This is a genomic window from Micromonospora thermarum (genome assembly GCF_012034245.1).
Taxonomy (GTDB): Bacteria; Actinomycetota; Actinomycetes; order Mycobacteriales; family Micromonosporaceae; genus Micromonospora; species Micromonospora thermarum.
Genome location: NZ_JAATEO010000016.1, coordinates 110,044 through 135,091, shown reverse-complemented (window position 1 = coordinate 135,091; position 25,048 = coordinate 110,044). Strand labels below are relative to the sequence as shown.

Sequence of the window (25,048 nt, the reverse complement as noted above, 5' to 3'; positions counted from 1 at the left end):
CCCTCCCGAGCTGCGGGAAGAACGGCGCGTGCGCCCAGTAGAACCCGCCCGGCCGGCCCCGGTGAAAAGGCGACGAACGAGGCTCCCGCTCCGGCGGGGGCGAAGGTGTGGTGGCACCGCGAGGTTCCCGCTCCCCGAGGCCCGCGCGGCCGTCGAGGCCCTGACCGAGGAGACCGTCGTCGAGGTGGTCGCCACGGTGGTCGCCAACCCGGCGGCGCCCGCCGGGGTCGAGCTCACCGAGCCGACGGTACGCCCCCTCGGCCCGCCCGCCGTGCCGCCGCCGTTCGACCTGTACCGGCCGGCGCTCACCGCCGGCCTCCCCACCCAACTGGACCACGCGCCCGTCGCGCTGCGGCACCCGGTGCGCTCGGCGGCGCTGCGCGTCTCGGCGGCGGCGGTCGCCGGTTTCCGGGCCACCCTCGACGCCGAACTGGGTTTCGTCGCCGACCACCGGGACGTGATGGCGGTGCTGCGGGACACCCTCGCCGGGATGCTGGACGCGGCCCTTCTACACCCGTCCGGACCCGGTGCGGCCGGCGTACTCCAACGGGTTCGACCTGCTCTTCCGTGGCGTGGAGTTGGTCACGGGTGGACAGCGGCTGCACCGGCACGCCGACTACCTGGCGGCGCTCGCGGCGCGCGGCGAGCCGGTCGAGCCGTACGCCGGCTACGTGGACGCGTTCCGGCACGGGATGCCGCCTCACGGCGGCTTCGCCATCGGCCTGGAACGCTTCGTGGCCCGGCTGACCGGCGCGACCAACGTCCGGGAGGTGACCGCCTTCCCGCGCGACCTGCACCGCCTCACGCCGTGACCCTCTCGGACGCCCCGGACGGGTGCCCGGACGGATGCCGGTTGATCAAGAGGTTTGCGTCACGGATGAACCGTCACCGCGACGCAAACCTCTTGATCGACTCAGGTGGCGTCCGGTGCGGCGGTCACTCCCGGGGGTTCTCCCGGAGCGGCCGGACGGCGGCGGGGACCGGCGCGCGGTCCGGCCGTACGTAGCGGACGGTGAAGCTGCCGGTGTAGCCGAACAGGGGCCCGAACCGGCGGTTCGTCACCGCCACCTCGATGCGGAACCGGCCGGCCCGCTCGTCGTACCACTCGCGCAGGCGGGCCTCCCCGGTCACCGTGGCCGGGCAGCGCAGCCCGCCGCGCGACCGGTAGGCGCCGCTGCGGATCGTGAGGGCGCCGGCGGCGTCGACGGTGGGGTGCAGGTCGACCGCCAGGTGCTGGTGGGTCCCGAGGTAGTCGACCAGCACACCGCGCCGTTCGCTCCACACCATCGTGGCGTCGAAGCGCCGCCGGCGGTCGGGCGCGACCTGGAAGGTCCGGACGAAGGTCAGCGTCGGGCGGCCGTAGGAGTCGGTGTAGGCATAGTTCTCGATGGTGAAGGGGATGCCGACGCCGGTCTCCGGGAACAGGATGTGCCGCAGGGTGCCGAGGTGCAGGAACGGCAGGGTGAAGGCGGCACCCCGCCAGACGCGGTCCATCACCCCGGTGCCCACGCAGCCCAGGTGGGTGTCGCCGTCGACATCGAAACGGCGTTGCAACTCGGGGTGGAGCCGGTCGAAGGCGGTACCCAGGGCGGTACGGAACACGGCGGTCACAGCTTCTCCAACTCCTCGGGCGCCCGCGCGGCGAGGCGGTCCGGTGGCCGGCGCCGGCAGCGGCGGGCCGCGGGGGTGTGCGGGCGCGGTGGTACGGCCAGCGCGGCCAGCGACGCGCCCAGGACGGCGAGCGCCACCGTGGCGGCCGGGCCGCCGGAGCCGGCGGCGAGCGCTCCGGCGGCCAGCACCCCGAGGAGCCGTACGGCGGTCTCCCGGGCCGCGTTGCGTCGGGCGCGCTCCGGGGTGACCCCGTGCTCCAGCCAGAGCCGTAGCCGGTCGAACGACCAGGCGGTGGCCCACCCGAACACCGGGCGGAACCCCAGGTCGGCGGCGCGCCCCAGCGGTCCCCAGCGCGGTGTGTAGGTGTAGCCGGTGAGGAACCGCACGCCCTCCGCACCCGGCAGGTAGCGCCAGTAGCCGGCACCGGCCGCGATCAACGAGCGGGGGTCGTCGGATCCGAACCGCAGCGCGGAGGTGCGGCTGCCGTCCGGCCGGTCCCGCTCGCCGGCGTGCACGCCCCAGCCGGCGATCGTGACGCCGGGGGCCACCGGCGTGGCGTACCGGAACCGGGCGGGCGGGCCACCCGGCAGCGGGTCGATCCGGCCGAAGCGGACGTCCCACCGGCGGTGCTCCACGGGATCCTGCGTCACCCGCCACACCTCGGCGATCGGTGCGCCGATGACTGTCTCGACGTAGATGGGTCGCATACCGCCCTCACTCTTTGAGCGACTGCTCAAGAGTGAGGGTAGAGCGGTTTGAGCGATCGCTCAAGAGGGGGATCTCCGCTCAGTCCGGCGTGCCGAGCCGCCGGATCGACTCGACCAGCCGGGCCCGCCCGAGGCGCCGGCCTGACGCGCTCTCAGGCGAGCAGGGTCGGCAGGCGGCGCTCCACCACGGGGAGCACGTCCGCCACGGTGACCCGGCGGCCCAGCTCGGCGGTGAGCGAGGTGACGCCGGCGTCGCGGATGCCGCAGGGCACGATCCGGTCGAAGTACGCCAGGTCGCAGTCGCAGTTGATCGAGAAGCCGTGCAGGGTGACGCCGCGGGCGACCCGGATGCCGATGGCGGCGACCTTGCGGGCGGGGCCGCGGTCGTCCTCCGGCACCCACACGCCGCTGCGCCCCTCGACCCGGCCGGCGGTCAGCCCGAATTCGGCGCACACGTCGATCAGCATCTGCTCGGTGCGCCGCACGTACGCGACCACGTCGACCGGGTCGGGCAGGCGCACGATCGGGTAGCCGACCAGCTGACCCGGGCCGTGCCAGGTGATCTTGCCGCCGCGGTCGACGTCGATGACCGGGGTGCCGTCCATCGGCCGGTCCCAGGGCTCGGTGCGCTTGCCGGCGGTGTAGACGCTGTGGTGCTCCAGCAGCAGCACGGTGTCGCCGCGCTCGCCGGCCGCCACGGACTCGTGCAGCCGGCGCTGCTCCTCCCAGGCGGCCTCGTAGTCGAGGACGCCGGCACGGACGGCCGTGAGGCCGGAGGTCGTCGTGGTCACGGCCCCAGCGTAGTCCCGTACCCACCGGTCACCTCGTTCCGTGAGCCGGCTCACCGGGTCAGTCCTGCCGGATCCGCCAGACCCACACGTCCTCGACGCGTTCCGGCTCGCCGAACAGGGCGGTGGCGGCACGGCGGACCGCCTCCTGGTTGACCGCCCACTTCGCGCCGTGCACCCGGTCGGGGAGCACCACCGCCTCGATCCGCCAGTGCCGGAGGTCGGCCTGCACCTCCCTGGTGGTGCCCTCGGTGACGATCGGTACCGCCCCGAAGGTGGCGGCCTGGTCCATCAGCGAGCTCAGCAGCCGCGGTGGCGGGCCGATCCGGCCCCGCCCGTCCGGACCGCCGGGGCCGAGGAAGAACCCGGACGGGATGGCGAACTCGCCCTGCCGGTGGGAGAGGGCGTACGCCTGCCAGCGCTGCCCGTCCGGGTAGACGTCGAGGGTCAGCGGCACGGGCGTGAGCACCCCGCCGGGCGACACGTACTCCCGCCAGGTGCCGGAGGTGAAGAACCGGGGGATCGGCTCCCGCTCGAGCGTCAGCAGCGGCACGGGCAGCAGCGGCACCAGGGCCACGGCGAACGCCGCCAGCCACGCCGCGCGGGCCGGCCGGGACCGCGGCGGGTCGGCGCGCAGCGCGTCGACCGCGTACGCGAGCAGCACGCCGATCACCGGCGCCACCACCAGGGCCAGGCGGGCCGGCAGCGCGGCGTTCACCACGGGAAGGTGGCCCACCAGGTCGAAGGGCATCGGCAGGTCGGTGCGCCGGCCGTCGACCTTGGCCACCGGGCCGAACGACAGCACCGTGAAGGCGACCGTCACCGCACCGAGAGCCCAGAGGGTGGCCCGGCGCGGCGCCGGAGCCCGCCACAGCAGCACGACGGCGGCGACGGTCAGGAGCAGCAGTGGGAGGCCGAAGAACGAGTTCTCCTCGGTGGGGTTCGGCGCGAGGTCGGTCCGCAGCCCGGCCTCACCGGCGAGCGAACGGCTGGGGTACGCCGCGTACGCGGCGACGTCCTCGGAGTGGATCACCGCGTCGAAGCCGGTGCCGTGGAACCGCTGCGGGCCGGCGAAGTGCAGCCACAGCGGGTACGCCAGCAGCACCGCGGCCACCAGCGCCGTCACGCCGAGGCCGCCGAGGAAGCCGGGCAGCGCCGCCCGGGCCTCGGCGCGACCGTCCGGGTGCAGCGCCCGGACGATGACGAAGAGGCCGAGGGCGAGCGCGGTGAAGAAGAGCCCCTCGGCCGCGATGGAGAACGCCACCGCGACCAGCACGCCGAGGATCACCCCGTTGCGGATCCGGTGCTCGGGGCGGCGCAGCGCGAACGTCCGCCAGACCAGCAGCGGCACCAGCCAGCCGGCGGTCCAGTTCAGGTGGGCGTTGGCGTGCGAGACCATGCCGGGGGAGAAGCCGACGAACAACCCGCCGAGGCCGGCGGCGAGGGGACTGCGGCCGAACTGCCGGTTGAGCAGCCAGTACCAGGCGAGCGCCGTGGCGGTGAGGTTGAGCGTGAGGATCACCAGGAAGGTCGCCGGCGGTCCGATCAGGTAGGTCAGCGGCGCGAAGACGGCCGCGTACACGGTGATCGAGGTGTTGACCGCGAGGTTCACCCCGTCCGGGACGTTGATCAGATCGGTGAAGAGCGGGTTCTGCCCGTGCGTGAGGGCGTGCCCGCCGAAGGCCAGCAGCCACTCGAACAGCGCCTGGTCGCTGGAGTTCACCGTGATCGCCCGCCCGTTCGGGTCCCGCCACAGCCCACTGGTCACCCACAGGGCCAGGGCGAGCGCGACGAGGGCGACGACCAGGTCGGCCCGGCGGTCACGGGCGACACGGACCGGCGGGACGGGCGCGGGCGCCAGAAACGGGGAGGTCGGCACGCAGCGGACGTTACCAATCGGACCTGGACAGGCCGGACAGACCTGCGAGGAAGAGTCACGCCTCGCGTCGTCCACGGGCGCACCGCGTGCGCACACACGTCCACAGTGGTGAATGTGTGAAGGCGGCCCATGTCATCACTTCGACACACCGGCGTAACGTCGCGGCAATTCGCGGGTGACCCACTTCACATCCCCGTCAGGAGGCTCCCGTGCGCCGCAACCCCTCTTTCCTCGCCCGGCTGGCCGGCGCGGCCGCCGGCCTCGTCCTGGCCGCCACGGCGGCCGTCGCCGTCGCCACCCCCGCCCAGGCCGCCAGCCTCCAGCAGGTGACCGGCTTCGGCTCCAACCCCGGCAACCTCGCCATGTACGCGTACCGGCCGGACGACCTGCCGGGCGGCGCGCCCGCCGTGGTGCTGCTGCACGGCTGCACCCAGAACGCGACCGGCTACTTCGGCAACACCGGTTGGCAGAAGTACGCCGACCAGTGGAAGTTCGCCGTCATCGTGGCCCAGCAGTCCAGCGCGAACCAGAGCAACTCCTGCTTCAACTGGTTCGTCGAGGGCGACATCCAGCGCGGCTCGGGTGAGGCGCTGTCGATCAAGCAGATGGTCGACTACGCGAAGAACACCTACGGCACCGACCCGGCCCGGGTCTTCGTCAGCGGCCTCTCCGCCGGTGGGGCGATGAGCGCGGTCATGCTCGCCACGTACCCGGACGTGTTCCGCGCCGGCTCGGTCATCGCCGGCCTGCCCTACCGCTGCTCGCCGCCGGCCTCGACCAGCACCTGCCAGTACAGCGGCGTCGACAAGACCCCCGCGGCCTGGGGTGACCTGGTGCGCGCCGCGTACCCGGGCTACTCCGGGCCGTACCCCCGGGTCTCGATCTGGCACGGCACCTCGGACTACACCGTGGTCCCGGCCAACGCCACCGAGCTGCGGGACCAGTGGACCAACGTCCGGGGTGTGTCGCAGACCCCGACCAGCACCGCGTCGCTGCCCGCCAACACCAGCCTCGAGGTGTACGGCAACAACGACGTCCGGGTCTACCGCGTCTCCGGCATGGGTCACGGCACCCCGGTCGATCCCGGTACGGCGCCGGACCAGTGCGGCACCGCCGCCGCGTACATCCTGGACACCATCTGCTCGACCTACCACGACGCCGTCTTCTTCGGCCTCAACGGCGGCGGCACCAACCCGACCCCGACCCCGACGGCGTCCCCGTCGCCCACCCCGACGCCGACGACCAGCCCGACCTGCGTCACCGCGAGCAACTACGCGCACGTCACCGCCGGCCGGGCCTACCAGTCCGGGGGGTACGCCTACGCCAACGGGTCGAACCAGCGGATGGGCCTCTACAACACCTTCTACTCGACCACCCTCAAGCAGACCGGCCCGAACTACTGGGTGATCGGCTGCTGACGGGGGTCGACAGGGGCCCCTGGTCACCGCCCGGCGGTGACCAGGGGCCCTTCCTCACTCGACCAGGGCGGCGTGCAGGGCGCTGCGCAGATCCGGGTGGCGGTAGGTGAAGCCGGCCTTCGTCAGCACGCCGGGGAGGACCCGCGCGCTGGTCAGCGCCTCGTGCGCGAAGCCGCCCAGCGCCACCTTCAGCGCCAGCGCCGGGATCGGGATGATCGCCGGACGGTGCAACTGCCGGGCCAGCTCCCGCGTGAACTCGGCGTTGGTCACCGGCGCCGCCCCGACCGCGTTGACCGGCCCGGCCAGGTCGGCCCGCGCGATCGTGTACGCGGCCGCGTTCAGCCAGTCCTCCATCGAGATCCACGGCAGCCACTGCCGCCCGCTGCCCAGCCGGCCCGCGATGCCGAGCCGGAACGGCAGCAGTTGCGGCTTGAGCATCCCGCCGGCGCGGTGCAGCGGCAGCCCGGTCCGCAGCCGCACCACCCGTACGCCCGCGTCCTCCGCCGGCCGGGTCGCGGCCTCCCACACCCGGCAGACGTCGGCGAGGAACCCGTCGCCGGCGGGTGCGTCCTCCTCGACCGTGCGGTCGCCGGTGTCGCCGTACCACCCGACCGCCGACGAGTTGACCAGCACCTGCGGCCGGTCCGCGGCGGGCAGACCGGCGATGGTGATCGCCAGCGTGGTGGTGGTGTCCACCCGGCTGGATCGGATGACCCGCTTGTACTCGTCGTTCCACCGCCGGTCGCCGACGCCGGCACCGGCCAGGTTGACCACCACGTCGGCCGCCGCCATCACGGCCGGGTCGAGCTGGGCCGCCGACGGGTTCCACTGCCGCTCGTCGACGGTGCGCGGCGGCCGGCGGACCAGCCGGGTCACCTCGTGGCCGTCGGCGGTGAGCAGGTCGGCCAGCCGGGTGCCGAGGAAGCCGGACGCGCCGGCCATGAGGATCCGCATGCTCATATCTTCGGATACGGGTGACGATCCGGATGCGTTGAGCGGATCACACCCCCGATTCGGCCGATGTCTGCCGAAGATCCGACAGTAGGCGTTCGACCTCGGCGACCGCGTCGGCCGGCAGCGGCCCGAGGGCGAGCGCGCCGAGATTCTCCTCGGCCTGGGCGACGGTCCGGCAGCCCGGGATCGGGACGGTGCGGGGACTGCGGGCGAGCAGCCAGCCCAACGCGCCCTGCGCCAGGGTGCGGCCGTCGGCCGTCAACGCCGCGCGGACCTGCGCGACGCGCTCCGCCCACCGAGGCGACGGCCGCCCGTCGGTGAACCAGACCAGCCACTCCGGCGCCCTCCCGCGGACGTCGTCGGTGCCGACCGCGCGGGTCGAACCGGTGAGCAGGCCCATCGCCAGCGGGCCCCGGTTGACGCTGGCCAGGTCGTACGTGTCGCAGACCGCCAGCATCGCCGCGTTGTCCAGCAGCACCGACTGGTCGTGCTGGATCGCCGCGCAGTGCGGGGCGGCCGCCGCGAACGCCGCCGCCGACTCCGGGTTGTCCGTGCTCCAGCCGTACGCCCGGATCTTGCCCTGGGTGACCAGGCCCTCCAGGGTGTCGACCAGGTCGAGCGCGGCGGACGCCGGCAGGTCGTTGATGTGCAACTGGTAGAGGTCGACGTGGTCGGTGCCGAGTCGGCGCAGCGACTGCTCGAGGCTCTCCACCGCGTACGCCGGGCTGTGGTCGGTGCCGGTCCACCGGCGGGTCACCTCGTCGGAACGGTTGCCGAACTTGGTGGCGATCACCGCGCGGTCGCGGCGGCCGGCGAGTGCCCGGCCGAGGATCCCTTCGCTGTGCCCGGCGCCGTAGTTGCTGGCGGTGTCGAAGAGGGTCGCGCCGAGGTCGAGGGCGGCGTGCACGGTGCGGACCGACTCGTCGTCGTCGACCTCGCCCCAGCCGAAGGGCTGCCCGTCGTCCCCCCACAGTGGCCCGCCGATCGCCCAGCAACCCATGCCGATCGCGCCGACCTCGATCCCGCTGCGGCCCAGTGTCCGTGTCGTCGTCATGCCCCAAGCCTTCAACCTGGAGTGCGCTCCAGGTCAAGCGCTAGGCTGCGGCCATGTCCGGGTACGCACCCTCCGAGGCGGCCCGCCGCAGCGGCTTCAGCCTCGACACCCTGCGGTACTACGAGAAGATCGGCCTGCTCAGCGGCATCGGCCGCACCTCCGGCGGCCGGCGCGTCTTCACCGACGACGACCTGAGCTGGCTGACGCTGTTCCGCTGCCTGCGGGACACCGGCATGCCGATCGCGGAGATGTGCCGGTACGCCGAACTCGCCCGGGAAGGCGAGCACACGGCCGGCGAGCGGCAGGCCCTGCTCCAGCGGCACGCCGAGCGGGTCGAGGAACAGATGCACCTGCTCCAGCGCCAGTACGACCACCTGCGGGAAAAGATCCGCTACTACGACGGCACCTGACGATTCCCGGGCCGTTTCCTTCCAAGATTTTCAGTGGGTCAGGTTGAGCGACAGATGAGCGCCCAGCCGAGGAAGCGGTCGAAGAGCTGCGCCGGGTCCGGTCCGTCGTGCGGGTTGAGTGTGTGGAGCTGTCCGGCCGCGTCGTGCAGCAGCCCACCGAGGTGGATCAGCAGGGCCACGCGGTCGTGCGCGTACTCCCGCAGCAACGTCACCCGCGCGGACCCGCACGGCCACGGTCCGGCGCACGCCCGGCACAGCCACAGGGGGCGCAACGGCGTGTGCGGGCGGGCGGTCACCAGCGTCCGCCGTTGGCCCGCCAGGTCTGCGCGGGCGTCAGCCGCCCGACCCGGCCGACCTGCGGGTTCGCCCGCGTCGGCTCGTCGCGCCACCGGGTGTTGCGCGGCGGCGTGGGCGGCTCGGTCGGAGTCGGCGCGTGCCGGTCCGGGCACGCGGTCCAGCGCAGGCCGCACGAGCACCAGCGCCGCAACCCCCGCCAGGTCCGCCGGTGCCGAGGCCCGAGCGGCACCGGCGGGTCGCGACGCCGCCACCTCCCGAGGAGTACGCGGACAGCCGGGCCGCCGTGCGCCACGCGCACCGGGCCGGGCGGCCGGGGGAGGGGTGAACGCACGTCGACTCCTCTCCGGTCGACGGCGCCGGGACGGGCGGGGACAGCCGCCGCACGGTTCGGGTCCGCGCATGACGGCTGGAGCCCGGCACCCGCCCCGGGCCTGCTGGTGCTGCCCGACGGGTGGGTGTCGGGCAGGGCGTGGCACCCGACCGACCACCGGGGGAATGGCGACCGGCCGGGCGCGTTTTCACGGAGTGACCAGCCCCGGTTGCAGACCAGGGAGCCGATCGATGGGAACTTTGTCAGACTAGTCTGGCAAAGTCAACGGACTACTTCGTACTTGTACTGACAAGTTTCTTGTGATCAGATGGCGGGTGCAGACCAGGGAGTCACCATGCCCGCCAAACCAAAGTGGGCGCAGCTTGCGGAGCTCATCCGCGAGCAGATTGCGTCCGGAGAACTCGCCCCAGGCGACAAACTGCCGTCCACCGCTCAGCTGAGAGAGCAGCACGGTGTGTCGGCTGGCGTCGTGCGCCAGGCGATCCTTGTCCTACAGATGCAGGGCCTCGTCGAGGGCGTGCACGGCGTGGGCGTGTTCGTCGCAGAGCGCCCCGAGGGTTAGCCGCGCCCGGGAACCTGCGCGGCCGTCATGTCGGAGATCCGGCACGGCATGTCTATACGCTGACGGCGGTAAGGAGGCGGCATGCTGTTGAGGTTTCGGGTCGCCAACGTGCGATCGTTCCGTGATGAGCAGGAGCTTGTGCTCGTCGCTCCTGACGGGGCCGAGCCGGCCTGGACTCGTGAGGTCCAGCTCGCCGCCGGTGAGAACCTGAACGTCTATCCAGTGATCGGGGTGTTCGGTGCTAACGCCTCCGGCAAGTCCAACCTCCTGACGGCGCTGTTCGAGATGCGCCAGGCGGTACTCCGTTCTTACGCCGACTGGGCGTCTCGTTCCGACGTGCCTCGGGAGGTCTTCAGCCTCGATCCCCAGGCCGTCGGCAGAACGTCGTTCTTCGAGCTGGATTTCGTGCATGACGGCGTGCGATATGCCTACGGCTTCGAGTTGGGCACGGAGCGGGTCGAAGGGGAGTGGCTGCACGCCTACCCACGCGGACATCGACAGATATGGTTCGATCGGGCGGTTGGTCGCATTAAGGAGTTCGAGTTTCCCGGCGGGCGGCTGAAGGATCGCTCCCAACTCGTCCGACTGACCCGGCCGGACGCGCTCTTCCTCTCCGTCGCTGGCGCAAGTAATCATCCGCAGCTGGGCCCGATCTTCGAGTGGTTCAGACGGAACCTGCTATGGGTGAGCCCGGACAAAAATCTGCACGTTCGCGAAGCGTTCACGCGCGATGAACTGCAGGGCCCTAAACGGGAGCGAATCCAGGAACTGCTTCGAGTCGCAGATCTGGGAATCCGCGGTGTGGAGGTCATCAACGCCACCGAGCCAGGCAAGGAGGAAGTGCGCTTGTGGCATGGGGGGGCGGGCGGGGATGCCTATCCGGTGAAGTGGGAGGATGAGTCGTTCGGCACCCGCTCCTGGTTCGCCCTCCTCGGACCCATGCTGATCGCATTGGACGAGGGTCGCGCACTGCTCGTCGATGAGCTTGACGCGAGTCTTCACCCGCGGTTCGCCGCCGAGATCATCCGCCTCTTTCAAGACCCCGACGTCAACAAGCGAGGCAGCCAACTGATCTTCACCTCGCACGACGTGACGATTCTGGGCGGTCAAGCGGAGATGCGTCTGCTCGACCCAGGACAGGTGTGGTTGGTGGAGAAGGACAAGGCTGGCGCGAGCGAGCTGTTCCCGCTGGCAGATGCGGAGCCGCGGGCCGGTGAGGATCTCGCCCTGTCGTACCTTGCTGGTCGGTTCGGTGCAGTGCCCGCTCTCGCCGAAGGGCAGATCGGCCGGTGGCTTCGGGCGTTGCGGGCAACCGAAGGGGCCGCCTGATGCCCAGCGCCCGCGGTCGCGACTCATTCGAAGCTCGGCGTCGCGTGAGCCGGCGCAGACGGGACGTGTGGGTATTCACTGAGGGTGAGCTCACCGAGCCGCAGTACGTGGACCTTGTAAAGGACATGCAGCCGGTACGGCGCTACCAGGTTCACATCGCCAACGACACGCGCCGGGATGGAGGAAGACGCGGTAGCGGTGACGGTCGGTCGGATCGCAAGCCCAGAGAATTGGTGGAGGCAGCGGTCGCGCTGCTCGTCAAGCTGAGACGGCAGGTTGGCGCCGTGCCGGACGAGTTCGCGCCAGTTGTGTGGTGCATCTTCGACCGCGATCAGCACGAGGGCATCGACCAGGCGGTCCGCCGTGCGCGACAGGCGGGGGTCAAGATTGCCTTCTCCCACCCTTGCTTCGAGTTATGGCGGTTGCTACACCAGCAGGCCTACACGTCCACGTTCGGAGGGAGCTGCGAGGAGGCTGCACGTCGCATCCGCTTCCCTCCTGGGACCACCGCTCAACAGCGCAAGGCCGTCACCTGGCAACAGATTCACGGCGGGTTTCTGGAGGCTAAGAAACGGGCCATACAGATCAACGAGCAGCACGACGACCGTACCCGCTCAGCCAACGAGATCCGTACACCGACGTCTGGCAGTTCGTCGAGGATATTGGAGTGACCTCGTACTGAACCGCCCCGGGAACCTCGGTCAGGCGGCGAGGCGGGCCAGCACCGGTGTGAGCGGGTCGAGGGCGTCGCGGCGTACCACGAAACGGGTGACGCCCCAGCGGCGCCGGTGTTCGGCGACCGCCGCGACGATCTCGTCCTCGGTGCCGATGAGGACGAACGGGTGGCCAGCAGTTCGGGCACGCTCAGGCCGGTGTCCTGTGCCATCGACGCGGCTGCCGTCTCCGCGTCGTCGGTGACGACGACCTGCTGCACCAGGGCCTCCAACTCCGGCGGTGAGTCCCGGTCCGCCGCGCCCGCCGCCACCTCGGCGAGTTGCGCCTCGATCTCGGCCTCCCGCCAGCGCACCTCGTGCCGGTAGCCGTCCGGCTTGGTACGACCGAGCCCGGCGAGGCCGACCACGTCGGCGTGTGCTCCCGCCCAGCGCAGCAGACGGGAGTTGGCGGTGCCGATGGTGAGCGGGATCCGGGCCTGCACCGGCCGGGGCTTCTCCAGGCGGGCCGCCCGCATCACCAGGTCGGACGTGTCCACGCTGACCTCCTTGCCGTTGAGCAGGGCGCGGACGGCCTCGGCGACCGCGATGCAGCGACGGACCCGGCCGGCGACGTCGGGGCGCTCGCGGCCCACCGCGTGCCACTCCGCCGGGGTGTGACCGGCGCCCAGACCGAGCCGGGCCCGGCCGGCGGAGATCAGGTCGAGCGTCGCGACATCCGAGGCGAGCAGTGCCGGCTCGCGGACGCCGGCGTTGGAGACGTTGGTGCCGAGCCCCAGCGTCGTGGTCACCGCCGCCGCGGCGGCCAGGGCGACGAACGGTGACGCCGCCACACCGGGATGGTCGGCCGCGTACAGGGCGTCGTAGCCGGCCGCTTCCGCCCTGCGGGCGAGCGCGAGCCACTCGGCGGCGTCGGTCGGGGAGGCCTGGAGGCTGAAGGTGATCACCGCCCCAGCCTGCCGCGCGTCGACGCGCCCGGCGACCCCGAGCGGCCCGGTTCTGCCGACGGCAGACCGTGCCCGTTGGTCGGATGTCGGTGAGGCGGTGTGGGCACGGGGCGTCGACCGACTGACCATCATCCGCTCGCGACGGTGGGGATCACCAATGGAATCCATCCGCCGGGCCGGGAAGGGCACGTGTGTCGTGAGTGGAAACGGTGGTCATGGCCGCCGGGTGGGTGGTCAGGGGCGTCGTACCGGTCGGACCGTCACGAAATCATCGAGACCGACGAAATCGGCCGGGTTCGTTGTGTAGAGCGCCAGCCCGTTCGCGTACGCGATCGAGGCGATCATCAGGTCTGCGATCCGCCGACGGGTTGTCCGGCCGGTGGCGAGGACCGCACCTGTGACCATGCCGAAGGCGCGCGCCGCCTCGGCGTCGAAGGGTAAGGGATCGAAGGTCGCCTCGGCGTGCTGGAGCACGCTCATCCGGCGTGCTCGTTCAGTGCGATCGTCGGCGTGGTGCGGGCCTGCGGAGAGTTCGGCGAGCGTGACTGCGGAGATCACCATCTCCTCGGGCAGTTCCGCCGGGTCCAGGGCGGCCAGGTGGATGACGACGTTGGTGTCGACGAGTCCGCGACTCGCGGCGTCACCACTCACGGCTGAACGGGTCCTGGTCGACGGCTGAGTCGATGTCCTCGCGGAATCTGTCGGCATCGAGGACCGGTGCGGTGGCGAACGTCGCCATGACCTCGGCGCGCGGTACGAAGGTTCTCCGGCGGAGAGGAATGAGTTTGCCGATCGGTGTGCCGTTGCGCGTGATTACGTATGACTCACCCCGCTCGACCCCGCGCATGATGGCACCGGACTCGTTGCGCAGCTCGCGCTGGGTGATCTCGCGATGAGCATGCTCGGCCATGAACCTGATACTAGTCCAGGGTGCTACCAAGTGCTACGACTGGCGTGCTACGTCGAGGGGTCGTCGGGGGCGGTGTCGTGCCAGCGGGCCCGGAAGGCGGCCTCGTGCGCCTCGTGCGTGGTGCGCTCCTGGAAGATGGCGGCGTACAGGGCACCCCGGGCCTCGGAGAAGAGCAGCACTTCGGTCGTGACCAGCCCGACGCAGATGGCGGTGAGCAGGGTGAGGGCGGCCAGGCCGGGGAGGTGGGCGGCGATCGGGATGCTCACGGCGAGCACCAGCACCGCGCCGACCCGGGTCCACGACAGGGTGTGCAGCGTACGGAGCTGGAACAGCATGTTCGCCGACAGGTAGCAGATCACCCCACCGAACAGCAGCGGTACGTCGGGCCCCTGTGCCGGCTGCGTCATCGGCACCAGGGGATCGGCGATCTCGTGCACGATGCCCTCGGCGCCCAGCGCGAAGAGGATGATCCCGGCGATCATCGGCAGGTAGAGGTAGGCGTACGCGTCGCGGGCCATCGCGACCCGCGGACCGTCCTTGGCGGCGTGCAGGGCGATGCGGGCGGCCGGCCCGATCATGTCGTAGTGGGCCCACCAGAGGGCGGCGGTGAAGACGATGCCGAGGACGGCCGCCGCCACCGCCGACCAGGTCGGCGGCTGGCCGAGCAGGTTGCTGCCCACGCCGACGGAGATCACCGACTCGCCCAGGGCGATGATCAGGATCAGGTCGTAGCGCTCGGTCCAGTGCTCGGCGGACGTGACGTTCCAGCCCCAGGTGCCGACGAGGATGCCAGTGGTGTACTGGAGCAGCACGAGGGTCAGCCACAGCCCGTCCCGGGCGAGCGTGGCCGCCCCCGGATCGTCGATCACGGCCGGCGCCATGGCCGCGGCCACCAGCAGGAGGGTGCTGAACAGCACCTCCGGGGAGAACCGGCGGAGCTGCCGCCGCTCGTCCGGGCTGTCGCGCGCGACGTGCCAGAAGAGCAGGAAGTGCACCGCCCGGATCACGATGTAGCTGATCGCCACCACCACCGGCCCGGCCGCGCCCTCACGGGGATCGCCGAACGCCTGCGGGAGGGCCAGCGCGAAGCAGAAGAGCGCCGCCATCCCGACCACCATCAGCACCGGTACGAAGCCGAGCCCCAGGCGGACCCGGGTGGCGACCACGCTGTGGACCACCCAGCACCACCAGAGCACGGCGAGTACGAGCAACGCGTGCAGCAGATTGCGACCGGTGATGTTGACGGCGGTGGCCCGGGTGATGATGAAGAACGAGAAGACGAAGACCAGGTCGAAGAAGACCTCGAACTTGTCGACCCGGGCGCCGGGGGCGATGGGGACGGCCGGCCCCAGTCGGTCCCGCAACCGCTTCCCGCCCACCCGCCCACTCTCTCAGCGCCCGGGGGGCGGACGGGCCGGAATCGGGTCAGCCGGCGGGGCGGTAGCGCAGGCCGTCCATGAGGAGGTCCAGCAGCCGCCGGGCCTGGTCGCGCTGCTCGGGGCCGCCGGCGGCGAGGGAGACGCCGCTCAGGCCGGCGAGCACGTCGGCCGGCTCGACGTCGGCGCGGACGGTGCCGGCTGCCGCGCCCGCCGAGAGCAACCGGGTCAGGGCGGCGATCAGGCGGTCGCGGCTCTGCGCGTACGGGTTGGTGCCGGCCGCGATGACCAGCCGGAGCGCGTCGGCCATGCCCCGTTTGGTGGACAGGTAGTCGATGAACCGGTCCATCCAGGCGCGGGTCGCGTCGGCCGGCGGTAGCCGCTCCAGCAGGTCCTCCGCCGCGTCGCAGAGCTTGGCCAACTCGTTGCGGTAGGCCGCCTCGACCAGCGCCTCCCGGGTGGGGAAGTGCCGGTAGAGGGTGCCGATGCCGACCCCGGCGTCCTTGGCGATGGCCTCCAGGGTTACGTCGGCCCCGGCCTGGGAAAACGCCCGGACCGCCGCGTCCAGCAGCCGCTCGCGGTTGCGCTGCGCGTCGGCGCCGGACCGGGTTCCGCCGTGCCACCTCTGACAAGGACGGATCATGACCACCAGCACACCTGTCAGCACCCCGTTCACCGCAGAGTCCACCGCCCTCGAGGTGATCCAGGGCATCGACCTCACCGGCCGCCGCGCCGTCGTCACCGGCGGGGGATCCGGCATCGGCGTGGAGACCGCCCGGGCGCTGGCGTCCGCCGGCGCCGACGTCACCCTCGCCGTCCGCAACCCCGACCAGGGGCGGCGGGCCGCCGACGACATCACGGCCACGACCGGCAACGACCGGATCCTGGTCGCCCCGCTCGACCTGGCCGACCAGGGCTCCGTCGCCGCGTTCGTGCGGACCTGGGACGGTCCGCTGCACATCCTGGTCAACAACGCCGGCATCATGGCCTCGCCCGAGATGCGGACGCCGCAGGGCTGGGAGATGCAGTTCGCGACCAACCACCTGGGCCACTTCGCGCTGGCCACCAGCCTGCACCGGGCGCTCGCGGCGGCCGGGGGAGCGCGCGTGGTCTCGGTCAGCTCGGCGGCGCACCTGCGCTCGCCGGTCGTCTTCGAGGACATCCACTTCCACGAGCGGCCCTACGAGCCGTGGGCCGCGTACGGGCAGTCGAAGACCGCGAACGTGCTCTTCGCGGTCGAGGCGACCCGGCGCTGGGCCGGCGACGGCATCCTCACCAACGCGCTGATGCCGGGTGCGATCCGCACCAACCTTCAGCGCTACATCACCGAGGAGGACCTGGCCCGGCTGCGCGCCGCCAGCGGCGGGCCGGCGGCGCCGACCTGGAAGACGGTCCAGCAGGGTGCCGCCACCTCCGTGCTGGTGGCCACCTCGCCGCTGCTCGACGGCGTCGGCGGGCGCTACTTCGAGGACTGCCAGGAGGCCGGCCCGAACCAGCCGGGCACCCGCACCGGGTACGCGCCGTACGCGCTGGACCCGGAGGCCGCGCAGCGGCTGTGGGAGGTCTCCGAGGAGACCCTCAAGGCGGCGTGACACCGCAACGATGAAGGGCTCCCCGGTCACCCGGGGAGCCCTTCGTCGTGGAGTGTGCGCCCTACAGGCCCAGCTCGGCCTCGAAGTTGCCGGCCTCCAGCCGCTCCTTGACGGCGACCAGGAAGCGCGCGGCGTCCGCGCCGTCGATGAGCCGGTGGTCGTACGACAGGGCCAGGTACACCATCGACCGCACGGCGACGACCTCGCCCAGCTCCGGGTCGTTGACCACGACCGGGCGCTTGACGACGGCACCCGTGCCGAGCATCGCCGACTGCGGCGACGGCACGATCGGGGTGTCGAAGAGGGCGCCCCGGCTGCCGGTGTTGGTCAGCGTGAACGTCGCACCGGCGATCTCGTCCGGGCTGATCTTGTTGATGCGGGTGCGCTCGGCCAGGTCGGCGACGCGCTTGGCGATGCCGCCCAGGTTGAGGTCACCGGCGTTGTGGATGACCGGCACCAGGAGCCCGCGCTCGGTGTCCACGGCGATGCCGAGGTGCTCCGCGTCCGGGTAGGTGATCGTCCCGGCCTCCAGGTCCATCCGGGCGTTGACGATCGGGTACGCCTGCAGCGCCTCGACCGCGGCGAGGGCGAAGAACGGCAGGAAGGACAGCTTCACGCCGTGCCGCTGCTGGAAGGAGTCCTTCGCCTGCGCCCGCAGCTTGGCGATCCTGGTGACGTCCACCTCGATCACCGTGGTGAGCTGCGCCATCTCGTGCAGCGACTCCTGCATTCGCTTGGCGATCGCCGAGCGGATCCGGGTCAGCTTCTCGGTGGTGCCCCGCTTGCCGCTCGGCGTCGGCTTGACCGCCGGCTTCGCCGGGGCCGCCGCCGCGGCCGGCTGAGCGGCCGGAGCCGGGGCGGCCTTGGCCGCGCGGGCCTTCTCCGCCGCCTCCAGCACGTCCTGCTTGCGGATCCGGCCACCCACGCCGGTGCCGTTGACCGTGGACAGGTCGACACCGTGCTCGCCGGCGAGCTTGCGGACCAGCGGGGTCACGTACCCGGCGGCCTCCTCGCCCCCGGCCGGGGCGGGCGCCGACGGGCGCTGCCGCGGCGTCGGGGCCGGGGGAGTGGCAGCCTGCTCGGCCTTCACCGGCTCGGGGGCGACCTCGGCCTCGGCGGCCGGCTCGTTGTACGACAGGCCCGGGGTCGGCTCGCTGACCTGCGGCTCCGGCTTCGGTGCGGGCGCCTCCGCCTTCGGCTCGGGCTTCGGCTCCGGCTTCGCCTCGGCCGGGGCGGCACCGGCCGCGCCGACGATCGCCAGGGTCGCGCCGACCTCGGCGGTCTCGTCCTCGGCGACCTTGATCTCCAGGACGGTACCGGCGACCGGCGACGGGATCTCGGTGTCCACCTTGTCGGTGGAGACCTCCAGCAGCGCCTCGTCCACCTCGACGGTCTCGCCGACCTGCTTGAGCCAGCGGGTCACCGTACCCTCGGTGACGCTCTCGCCGAGGGCCGGCATGGTGACCGGGGTGCCCTCGCCCGACGGCGCCGGGGCGGCCTTCGGGGCCTCGGCCTGCGGGGCCTCCTCCTGCGCGACCTGCGCGGCGGTGCCCTCGGCGGCGGCCGTCGGCTCCGGCTCCGGCGCGGCCTGCGGCTGCGCGGCGGCCTCGCCGCCACCGGCCGCGCCGCCCTCACCGTCGATCACGGCCAGCTCGCTGCCGACCTCGGCGGTCTCGTCCTCGCCGACCACGATCCGGGTCAGCACGCCGGCCGCGGGCGACGGGATCTCGGTGTCGACCTTGTCGGTCGACACCTCGAGCAGCGGCTCGTCGACCTCGACGGTGTCGCCCTCCTGCTTGAGCCAGCGCGTGACGGTGCCCTCGGTGACGCTCTCGCCGAGCCGGGGCATGGTGACCGATACCGGCATGTTCTCCAGACTCCTTCGGTTCCCCTGGTGGGATCGTCGCCCGTCGCCGGACGCCGCGGTTGTCGTGTCAGGCGTGCGCGTGCAGCGGCTTGCCGGCGAGGGCCAGGTGCGCCTCGCCCAGGGCCTCGTTCTGCGTCGGGTGGGCGTGCACGAGCTGCGCCACCTCGGCCGGGTACGCCTCCCAGTTGTAGATGAGCTGGGCCTCGCCGATCAGCTCACCGACCCGGGCGCCCACCATGTGCACGCCGACGACCGGCCCGTCCTCGACCCGCACCAGCTTCACGAAGCCGGTGGTCTTGAGGATCTGGCTCTTGCCGTTGCCACCCAGGTTGTAGTTGTAGGTCTTGACCTTGTCGGCGCCGTACTGCTCCTTGGCCTTCGCCTCGGTCAGGCCGACCGACGCCAGCTCCGGGTCGGAGTACGTGACCCGGGGGATGCCGGCCTCGTCGATTACGGCGGGGTTCTGCCCGGCGATCTCCTCGGCGACGAAGATGCCCTGCTGGAAGCCCCGGTGGGCGAGCTGGAGGCCGGGCACGATGTCGCCGACGGCGTAGACGTTCGGCACGTTCGTGCGCAGCCGCTCGTCGGTCAGCACGTAGCCGCGGTCCATCTTCACGCCCTGCTCCTCGTAACCGAGGCTGGCGGTGTTCGGGCCGCGGCCGACGGCGACCAGCAGCAGCTCGGCCTCGACGGTGTCGCCGCCGGCGATCGTCACCTTGACGCCGTTGTCGGTCTTCTCGACCTTCTCGAACGGCTTGCCGACCTTGAAGTTGATCTTCCGCTTGCGGAAGGCCCGCTCCAGCGCCTTCGACGACTCCTCGTCCTCGGCGGCGACCAGCCGGGGCAGCGCCTCGATGATCGTGACGTCCACGCCGAAGGACTTCCACACGCTGGCGAACTCGACGCCGATCACGCCGCCGCCGAGCACGATCACCGACGACGGGACGCGGTCCAGGACGAGGGCGTGGTCGCTCGTGATGACCCGCTCGCCGTCGATTTCCAGGCCGGGCAGGCTCTTCGCGTACGAGCCGGAGGCCAGGACGATGTTGCGGCCGGTGTAGCGCCTGCCGTCGACCTCGACGGCGTTCGGCGCGACCAGCTTGCCGGCACCGGCCACGAAGGTGATGTTCTTCGCGCCGCCCACCAGGCCCTGGAGGCCCTTGTACAGCCGCGAGACGACCCCGTCCTTGTACGCGTTGACCGCCGCCATGTCGATGCCGACCAGCTCGGCCTTGACACCGAACTGCTCCGACTCGCGGGTCTGGTCGGCGATCTCGGCCGCGTGCAGCAGCGCCTTGGTGGGGATGCAGCCGTTGTGCAGGCAGGTGCCGCCGAGCTTGCCCTTCTCGACCAGCGCGACGGAGAGGCCCAGCTGGGCGGCGCGCAGCGCCGTCGCGTAGCCGCCGCTGCCACCTCCGAGGATGACGATGTCGAAGGTCTGGTTCGGCTCGCTCACGTCCAACTCCCAGGTCGCGTCGCTGCATTCGGGGGGTCACGGCAGGGTAATGCGGACACACCCCACCTCGGTCATCTTGTCACCACTGCGCTCCGCCCGCGTAACGAGGTGCCCAACGACACGTCGTCGACACGTACGCTTGGCACGGGCTTCGATGACGCACGTTGGGGGAGACGACGGGTGGGACTGTTCCGACGACGGAAGAAGGCGCGTCCGGTCAGCCTGGACCGGGCGGCCGACCGTGCCGATCTGGAGCACCTTGAGAACTTCGTCCGCACCCGGCAGGGCGTCGAGGCGTACATCGAGCCCCGGACGACGGTCACCGAGACCACGGTCATGCTGATCGCCAGCGACGGCGAGTGGACCCGCCGCCGCATCGACGGCCCGGACGGCGCCCGCCGCTTCGCGTACCGGCTGGGCATCCCGGTCTACGACGTCCGCCTGATGGGCTACCCGCAGCGGATGCGCGACTACAACGAACGCCGCAAGCGCCGCCCCGAGCTGTTCTGAGCGTGAGACACGAATGGGCGCCCCTCGTCGGGGCGCCCATTCGTCGTGTGCCCGTCAGCCGTTGGCGGCGACGTCCTCGATCAGGTGCAGCAGGGTACGGACCGGGACGCCGGTACCGCCCTTGGTCCAGTAGCCGGTCGGCTCGCCGGAGTGGTAGCTCGGCCCGGCGATGTCGATGTGCGCCCACGACACGTCCGCGGTGACGAACTCGCGCAGGAACACCCCGCCCTGGAGCATGTGACCCGCCCGGTCCATACCGGCGTTGACCTGGGAGATGTCCGCGACGTCGGAGTCCATCCCCTTGCGCACGTCGTCCGGCAGCGGCATCGGCCAGGCCGGCTCGCCGACCGCGTCGCCGGCCACCTTCACCCGGTCGCACAGCTCCGGCGTGCCCATCACGCCGGCCACCTTCTTGCCCAGCGCGACGACCTGGCCGCCGGTCAGCGTGGAGGTCTCGAAGAGGTAGTCGCAGCCGTCGGCGCAGGCGCGGGCGATCGCGTCGGCGAGGATCATCCGGCCCTCGGCGTCGGTGTTGAGCACCTCGACCCGCTTCCCGTCGAACATCGTGATCACGTCGCCCGGCCGGTACGACGTGCCCGACGGCATGTTCTCCGCCATCGGCAGGTACGCGGTCACCGGCACGGACGGCTTGAGCGCGGCGACGGCCAGCATGGCGGCGGCCACGGCGGCGGCGCCGGCCATGTCGGACTTCATCTCCCACATGCCCTGGGCGGGCTTGATCGAGATGCCGCCGGTGTCGAAGGTGATGCCCTTGCCGACCAGCGCGACCCGCTTGCCGGCGCCGCCGCCGGCCGGGGTGTAGCTGATCCGCACCAGCCGCGGCGGGGCCTCCGAGCCCTGGCCCACGGCGACGATCCCGCCGTACCCGCCCTCGCGCAGCGCGGTCTCGTCGAGCACCTCGACCTCCAGGCCGGCCTCGCGCGCGGCGGCGGCCACGGAGTCGGCGAACGCCGGCGGGCGCAGCTCGTTCGGGGCGGTGTTCACCCAGTCCCGGGTGCGGCGCACCGCGTCGGTCACCGCCCGCGCCCGGGCCACCTCGGCCGTGGCGACCGCGTCGCCCGCGTCGGGCACCGCCACCAGCACCTCGGCCACCGGCTCGCGGCGGGCGGGCTGCGGACGGGTCTTGTAGCCGGCGAACCGGTACCCGCCGAGCAGCGCGCCCTCCGCGACCGCCCGCAGCGCGGCCGGCGCGTCGGTGTCGTCCGGCAACGGCAGGGCCAGGGCCACCCGCGACGCGCCCGCCAGGGCCCGCACGGCGGCGCCGGCCGCCCGGCGCAGGACCTCCGGGGCGGGGGCGGCGCCGGTCGGCTCCGGCCCGAGACCCACCGCGGCGACCACCGGGGCGGTGACCGTGCCGAGCGTGGCGAGCTTGATCACCTCGCCGGGGCCGCCGGTCGCGCCGAGCAGCGCCAGCGTCTCGGTCAGCTTTCCGTCGAAGGCCGCGGCGATGCTCTCCGCGCCGCTGGCCAGCAGCAGGGTGGCGGCGCGGCCGCTCGTGGCGTCCGGCTCACCGGTCTGGCTGTGCACGCCGATGACGATGGCGTCGACGGCGAGCTCGGCGGGGTCGGTGTCGACCAGGCTCAGGGTGGTGCTGGGCGATGTCACTGAAGCTACTCCGGGCGGGCCGGGCCGGTCGCATCGTCGCGTACCGGCGATGAAGGTCTCCGGCGGACCGTACCCGCCGGAGGTCGGGGCTGTCCCGCCGACGGTTCCGGCGGGTCCCGCCGATGCTAACCAGCGGTTCAGGCCCCGGTAAGTTCCCACCCATGACCGACGTGACCTCCGGCCCGGCCGAGACCCGGCTGCGCCGTTCCCCGCTGCACGACCGGCACACCGCCGCCGGCGCCAAGTTCGCCCCGTTCGGCGGGTGGGAGATGCCGCTGGAGTACGCCGGCGGTGGCGTGCTCAAGGAGCACACCGCGGTCCGCGCCTCGGTCGGCGTCTTCGACGTGTCCCACCTGGGCAAGGCCCGGGTGACCGGCTCCGGCGCGGCGGACTTCGTCAACGCATGCCTGAGCAACGACCTGGGCCGGATCGGGCCGGGCCGGGCGCAGTACACGCTGTGCTGCGACGACGCCACCGGCGGCGTGGTGGACGACATCATCGCCTACCTGCACGGCGACGACCACGTCTTCCTCGTCCCGAACGCCGCGAACACCGCCGAGGTCGTGCGCCGCCTGCGCGCCGCCGCGCCGCCGTCGGTCACGGTCAGCGACGAGCACGAGGCGTACGCGGTCCTCGCCGTGCAGGGCCCGCGCTCGGCGGAACTGCTCGCCGCCCTGGGCCTGCCCACCGAGCACGGGTACATGAGCTTCTCGACCGCCACCCTCGCCGGCGCCGAGCTGACCGTCTGCCGCACCGGCTACACCGGCGAGCTGGGGTACGAGCTGGTCGTGCCCGCGGCCGACGCGGTCGCCGTGTGGGACGCGCTGTTCGCCGCGGGGGAGGCGTACGACCTGCGAGCCTGTGGCCTGGCGGCCCGGGACACGCTGCGCACCGAGATGGGCTACCCCCTGCACGGGCAGGACCTCTCGCTGGACATCACCCCGGTGCAGGCCCGCTCGGGCTGGGCGGTGGGCTGGGACAAGCCGGCCTTCTGGGGCCGGGACGCGCTGCTCGCGGAGAAGGCCGCCGGCCCCCGGCGGACGCTGCGCGGCCTGGAGGCGGTCGACCGCGCCATCCCGCGCCCCGGCATGGCCGTGTACGTGGGCGACACCCAGGTCGGCACCGTCACCAGCGGCACCTTCAGCCCGACGCGCAAGCAGGGCATCGCCCTGGCACTCATCGACACGGCCCCCGGCCTGACCGACGGCACCGAGGTAGAGGTGGACATCCGCGGCCGCCGCGCCGGCATGCGCCTTGTGCGCCCCCCGTTCGTGAACCCCTCGGTTCGCTGACCCCGGGTCCGCGTTGATCATGGAGTTAGCGGGTGATCTGAAGATCCACTCGCCCGCTAACTCCATGATCACGCTGGCGGGGGGTGGGTGGGGGCGGGGCGGGGCGGGGCCTGGTGGGGGTCAGACCGGTGGGGCGGGGCGTTCGCCGGCGTCGAGGACGGCCTGGGTCCAGCCGCCCTCGATGACGCCGGTGCCGTCGAGGACCGCCCAGTCGACCACGTCGGTCGCCTCCACCACCACCGGGGAACCGATCCGGACGGTCGGGTCGGTGTTCGCGTCGCTGGCGCTCGCCCCCTCGATCCGCTCCGGCACGTCCCAGGACGTCACCCCGGCCCACACGTACTCGGGGCCGTCGTCGCCCGGCAGCCCGTACTTGACCACGAGCTGCGTCTCCGGCGGGAGCTGCCCGGCGAGGAACCGCGCCCGGATGTCGCCCAGCGAGGCGCGGGCGGTGGCGACCGCCCGGCTCATCGCGTCCCCGGGGCGCGCGTACCGCACGTCCGGCTGGATGCCGTTGAAGAGCGTGGCGCAGGCGGCGGCGTAGTAGCGGGCGTCCGGGCCGGGGTGCCCGGCCGGCGGGCGCAGGCTGAGGAACGAGTCGGCCTCCGGATCGGTCGCCGGGTCCAGTTCCAGCCGCAGCAGCACCGGCGCGGTCGCCCCGTGCTGCTCCGGATTGCCGTACGCCACCGCGATGTCGTGCCCGGTGACCGTGGCCAGCACCGGCAGCTGCACGAACGCCGGCACCTCCTCCCCGGCCAGCCCGTCGGTCCAGTCCCGCAGCAGCCGACGCGCCGCCCCGGTCATCACCGCGCCCCACGCCCGGGTGAGGTGGTCGGGGACACCCTGCGTCTGAAGCTCCAACAGGCCGAAGCGGCGCAGCCCCTTCGTGGTGAACCACAGTCCCTCGGCGTCGGACGAGTACGGCACCAGCACCCAGTCGACCAGCCGGATCCGCCCCTGCGCGTCCGGCAGCGACCGCAGCGCGGTCGCCGGGTCCAGGAACTGGAGCCCGAACACGTCCACCACGTCACCGTCGACCGTGTCGGCGACGGCGGCGGCCACCGCCCGGGCCGCCCACTCGTGCGCCGGCGGCCAACCCGGCCGGTACTCGGCCTGCACCACCACCAGGTGTGTCGCCGCCGCCAGCCGGGCCAGCTGCGCCTCGGTCGCGCCGAACGCGGTCAGCAGGTCCGGCGGCAGCGCGGGAAACTCGCCGACCGGCCGGGTGTCCACGCTCATCAGCGGGCTGTCCAGCATCTGCCGCGCGAGCCCGTGCACCGGCTCGGCCAGCCGCCCGGCGAGCCGCTCCACCGCCGTCTTCGTGCCCACCGCCGGCAGCCCCGCCATCGGCACCAGGTAGGTCGCGCTCAGCGACTCGGGGACCGGTACGGGCAGGAAGTCGTCCGTGATGAGCATGTCGTCCCCCGGGGTGGCCGCGCCGGTGCTGTCGCCCCGAACGCT

The 25,048-nt window shown here is 72.5% G+C and carries 24 protein-coding genes and 2 pseudogenes; 9 read left to right on the top strand and 17 right to left on the bottom strand.

Features of this window, described 5'->3' with window-relative positions; all coding sequences use genetic code 11:
• Positions 1 to 133: 133 nt before the first annotated feature.
• Positions 134 to 812: pseudogene (locus HCJ94_RS16480) on the top strand (amino acid--tRNA ligase-related protein); the annotation flags it as partial.
• Between the two features lie 124 nt (positions 813 to 936).
• Here the strand turns inward: HCJ94_RS16480 and HCJ94_RS16475 are convergent.
• The 4 genes from HCJ94_RS16475 to HCJ94_RS16460 form a co-directional block, all read right to left on the bottom strand.
• Entirely contained in the window at positions 937 to 1,611 is a 675-nt protein-coding gene (locus HCJ94_RS16475) for a DUF4166 domain-containing protein (RefSeq protein ID WP_168001905.1), read from the bottom strand.
• Positions 1,608 to 2,318 (bottom strand): hypothetical protein, encoded by a 711-nt coding sequence (locus HCJ94_RS16470; RefSeq protein WP_168001904.1) that lies wholly within the window; start codon positions 2,316 to 2,318, stop codon positions 1,608 to 1,610. Before HCJ94_RS16470 ends, HCJ94_RS16475 begins: the two co-directional genes overlap by 4 nt.
• Positions 2,319 to 2,470: 152 nt before the next feature.
• Positions 2,471 to 3,109 carry a lipoyl(octanoyl) transferase LipB gene (lipB, locus tag HCJ94_RS16465; RefSeq protein WP_168001903.1) on the bottom strand — a complete coding sequence of 213 codons (639 nt, stop codon included), beginning with the start codon at positions 3,107 to 3,109 and terminating at the stop codon, positions 2,471 to 2,473.
• A gap of 58 nt (positions 3,110 to 3,167) precedes the next feature.
• Positions 3,168 to 4,985, bottom strand: a complete 1,818-nt coding sequence (locus HCJ94_RS16460) for a DUF6311 domain-containing protein (RefSeq protein WP_168001902.1) — start codon at positions 4,983 to 4,985, stop codon at positions 3,168 to 3,170.
• 209 nt (positions 4,986 to 5,194) lie between these two features.
• Here HCJ94_RS16460 and HCJ94_RS16455 point away from each other — a divergent pair, with 209 nt between their 5' ends.
• The gene (locus HCJ94_RS16455) at positions 5,195 to 6,403 is read left to right on the top strand and encodes an extracellular catalytic domain type 1 short-chain-length polyhydroxyalkanoate depolymerase (RefSeq protein ID WP_168001901.1); all 1,209 of its coding nucleotides are present in this window, start codon (positions 5,195 to 5,197) and stop codon (positions 6,401 to 6,403) included.
• Positions 6,404 to 6,457: 54 nt separating this feature from the next.
• Here the strand turns inward: HCJ94_RS16455 and HCJ94_RS16450 are convergent, their stop codons facing one another.
• Positions 6,458 to 7,357, bottom strand: a complete 900-nt coding sequence (locus HCJ94_RS16450) for a TIGR01777 family oxidoreductase (RefSeq protein WP_168001900.1) — start codon at positions 7,355 to 7,357, stop codon at positions 6,458 to 6,460.
• Positions 7,358 to 7,403: 46 nt separating this feature from the next.
• Positions 7,404 to 8,411 carry an aldo/keto reductase gene (locus tag HCJ94_RS16445; protein WP_168001899.1) on the bottom strand — a complete coding sequence of 336 codons (1,008 nt, stop codon included), beginning with the start codon at positions 8,409 to 8,411 and terminating at the stop codon, positions 7,404 to 7,406.
• Positions 8,412 to 8,464: 53 nt separating this feature from the next.
• Between HCJ94_RS16445 and HCJ94_RS16440 the strand changes: the two genes are divergently transcribed.
• The gene (locus HCJ94_RS16440; RefSeq protein WP_168001898.1) at positions 8,465 to 8,821 is read left to right on the top strand and encodes a MerR family transcriptional regulator; all 357 of its coding nucleotides are present in this window, start codon (positions 8,465 to 8,467) and stop codon (positions 8,819 to 8,821) included.
• A 38-nt stretch (positions 8,822 to 8,859) separates the two neighbouring features.
• On the opposite strand, the gene HCJ94_RS16435 is transcribed toward HCJ94_RS16440, so the two are convergent.
• Complete coding sequence (locus HCJ94_RS16435) at positions 8,860 to 9,033, bottom strand: hypothetical protein (protein ID WP_240944262.1); 174 nt, start codon at positions 9,031 to 9,033, stop codon at positions 8,860 to 8,862.
• A gap of 80 nt (positions 9,034 to 9,113) precedes the next feature.
• Complete coding sequence (locus HCJ94_RS16430) at positions 9,114 to 9,449, bottom strand: hypothetical protein (RefSeq protein ID WP_168001800.1); 336 nt, start codon at positions 9,447 to 9,449, stop codon at positions 9,114 to 9,116.
• 334 nt (positions 9,450 to 9,783) lie between these two features.
• On the opposite strand from HCJ94_RS16430, the gene HCJ94_RS16425 reads away from it, so the two are divergent.
• From HCJ94_RS16425 to HCJ94_RS31475, 3 genes and pseudogenes are all read left to right on the top strand, one after another.
• On the top strand, positions 9,784 to 10,011 hold the full coding sequence (locus HCJ94_RS16425) for a GntR family transcriptional regulator (protein WP_168001897.1): 228 nt from the start codon (positions 9,784 to 9,786) through the stop codon (positions 10,009 to 10,011).
• Between the two features lie 81 nt (positions 10,012 to 10,092).
• Positions 10,093 to 11,340 carry an AAA family ATPase gene (locus HCJ94_RS16420; protein ID WP_168001896.1) on the top strand — a complete coding sequence of 416 codons (1,248 nt, stop codon included), beginning with the start codon at positions 10,093 to 10,095 and terminating at the stop codon, positions 11,338 to 11,340.
• A pseudogene (locus HCJ94_RS31475) lies at positions 11,340 to 11,897 on the top strand (RloB family protein); the annotation flags it as partial. The gene HCJ94_RS16420 and the pseudogene HCJ94_RS31475, both read left to right, overlap by 1 nt.
• On the opposite strand, the gene HCJ94_RS16410 reads toward HCJ94_RS31475, so the two are convergent.
• The 5 genes from HCJ94_RS16410 to HCJ94_RS16390 all read right to left on the bottom strand — a co-directional run bounded on the left by HCJ94_RS16410 (position 11,885) and on the right by HCJ94_RS16390 (position 15,887).
• Complete coding sequence (locus HCJ94_RS16410) at positions 11,885 to 13,087, bottom strand: LLM class flavin-dependent oxidoreductase (RefSeq protein ID WP_240944273.1); 1,203 nt, start codon at positions 13,085 to 13,087, stop codon at positions 11,885 to 11,887. The pseudogene HCJ94_RS31475 and the gene HCJ94_RS16410 overlap by 13 nt on opposite strands.
• A gap of 105 nt (positions 13,088 to 13,192) precedes the next feature.
• On the bottom strand, positions 13,193 to 13,666 hold the full coding sequence (locus HCJ94_RS16405; RefSeq protein ID WP_168001894.1) for a type II toxin-antitoxin system VapC family toxin: 474 nt from the start codon (positions 13,664 to 13,666) through the stop codon (positions 13,193 to 13,195).
• Positions 13,599 to 13,868, bottom strand: coding sequence for a type II toxin-antitoxin system Phd/YefM family antitoxin (locus HCJ94_RS16400; protein WP_168001893.1), 270 nt, complete (start codon positions 13,866 to 13,868; stop codon positions 13,599 to 13,601). Before HCJ94_RS16400 ends, HCJ94_RS16405 begins: the two co-directional genes overlap by 68 nt.
• Positions 13,869 to 13,915: 47 nt before the next feature.
• Complete coding sequence (locus HCJ94_RS16395) at positions 13,916 to 15,247, bottom strand: low temperature requirement protein A (protein WP_168001892.1); 1,332 nt, start codon at positions 15,245 to 15,247, stop codon at positions 13,916 to 13,918.
• 46 nt (positions 15,248 to 15,293) lie between these two features.
• Positions 15,294 to 15,887 carry a TetR/AcrR family transcriptional regulator gene (locus HCJ94_RS16390; RefSeq protein WP_168001891.1) on the bottom strand — a complete coding sequence of 198 codons (594 nt, stop codon included), beginning with the start codon at positions 15,885 to 15,887 and terminating at the stop codon, positions 15,294 to 15,296.
• Here HCJ94_RS16390 and HCJ94_RS16385 point away from each other — a divergent pair.
• Complete coding sequence (locus tag HCJ94_RS16385; RefSeq protein WP_168001890.1) at positions 15,886 to 16,836, top strand: SDR family NAD(P)-dependent oxidoreductase; 951 nt, start codon at positions 15,886 to 15,888, stop codon at positions 16,834 to 16,836. The two genes, HCJ94_RS16390 and HCJ94_RS16385, sit on opposite strands and share 2 nt — an antisense overlap.
• A 61-nt stretch (positions 16,837 to 16,897) precedes the next feature.
• Here HCJ94_RS16385 and sucB read toward each other — a convergent pair whose 3' ends face one another.
• A complete protein-coding gene (gene sucB, locus HCJ94_RS16380; protein WP_168001889.1) occupies positions 16,898 to 18,703 on the bottom strand; it encodes a 2-oxoglutarate dehydrogenase, E2 component, dihydrolipoamide succinyltransferase in 1,806 nt (601 codons plus the stop codon).
• A gap of 67 nt (positions 18,704 to 18,770) precedes the next feature.
• On the bottom strand, positions 18,771 to 20,159 hold the full coding sequence (lpdA, locus tag HCJ94_RS16375) for a dihydrolipoyl dehydrogenase (protein WP_168001888.1): 1,389 nt from the start codon (positions 20,157 to 20,159) through the stop codon (positions 18,771 to 18,773).
• Positions 20,160 to 20,339: 180 nt separating this feature from the next.
• On the opposite strand from lpdA, the gene HCJ94_RS16370 reads away from it, so the two are divergent.
• Positions 20,340 to 20,669, top strand: coding sequence for a hypothetical protein (locus HCJ94_RS16370; RefSeq protein WP_168001887.1), 330 nt, complete (start codon positions 20,340 to 20,342; stop codon positions 20,667 to 20,669).
• Between the two features lie 54 nt (positions 20,670 to 20,723).
• On the opposite strand, the gene HCJ94_RS16365 is transcribed toward HCJ94_RS16370, so the two are convergent.
• The gene (locus HCJ94_RS16365) at positions 20,724 to 22,295 is read right to left on the bottom strand and encodes a leucyl aminopeptidase (protein WP_168001886.1); all 1,572 of its coding nucleotides are present in this window, start codon (positions 22,293 to 22,295) and stop codon (positions 20,724 to 20,726) included.
• Positions 22,296 to 22,456: 161 nt separating this feature from the next.
• On the opposite strand from HCJ94_RS16365, the gene gcvT reads away from it, so the two are divergent.
• The gene (gene gcvT, locus HCJ94_RS16360) at positions 22,457 to 23,587 is read left to right on the top strand and encodes a glycine cleavage system aminomethyltransferase GcvT (RefSeq protein ID WP_168001885.1); all 1,131 of its coding nucleotides are present in this window, start codon (positions 22,457 to 22,459) and stop codon (positions 23,585 to 23,587) included.
• 120 nt (positions 23,588 to 23,707) lie between these two features.
• Here gcvT and HCJ94_RS16355 read toward each other — a convergent pair whose 3' ends face one another.
• Positions 23,708 to 25,003 (bottom strand): DUF2314 domain-containing protein, encoded by a 1,296-nt coding sequence (locus tag HCJ94_RS16355; protein WP_168001884.1) that lies wholly within the window; start codon positions 25,001 to 25,003, stop codon positions 23,708 to 23,710.
• Positions 25,004 to 25,048: the final 45 nt, after the last annotated feature.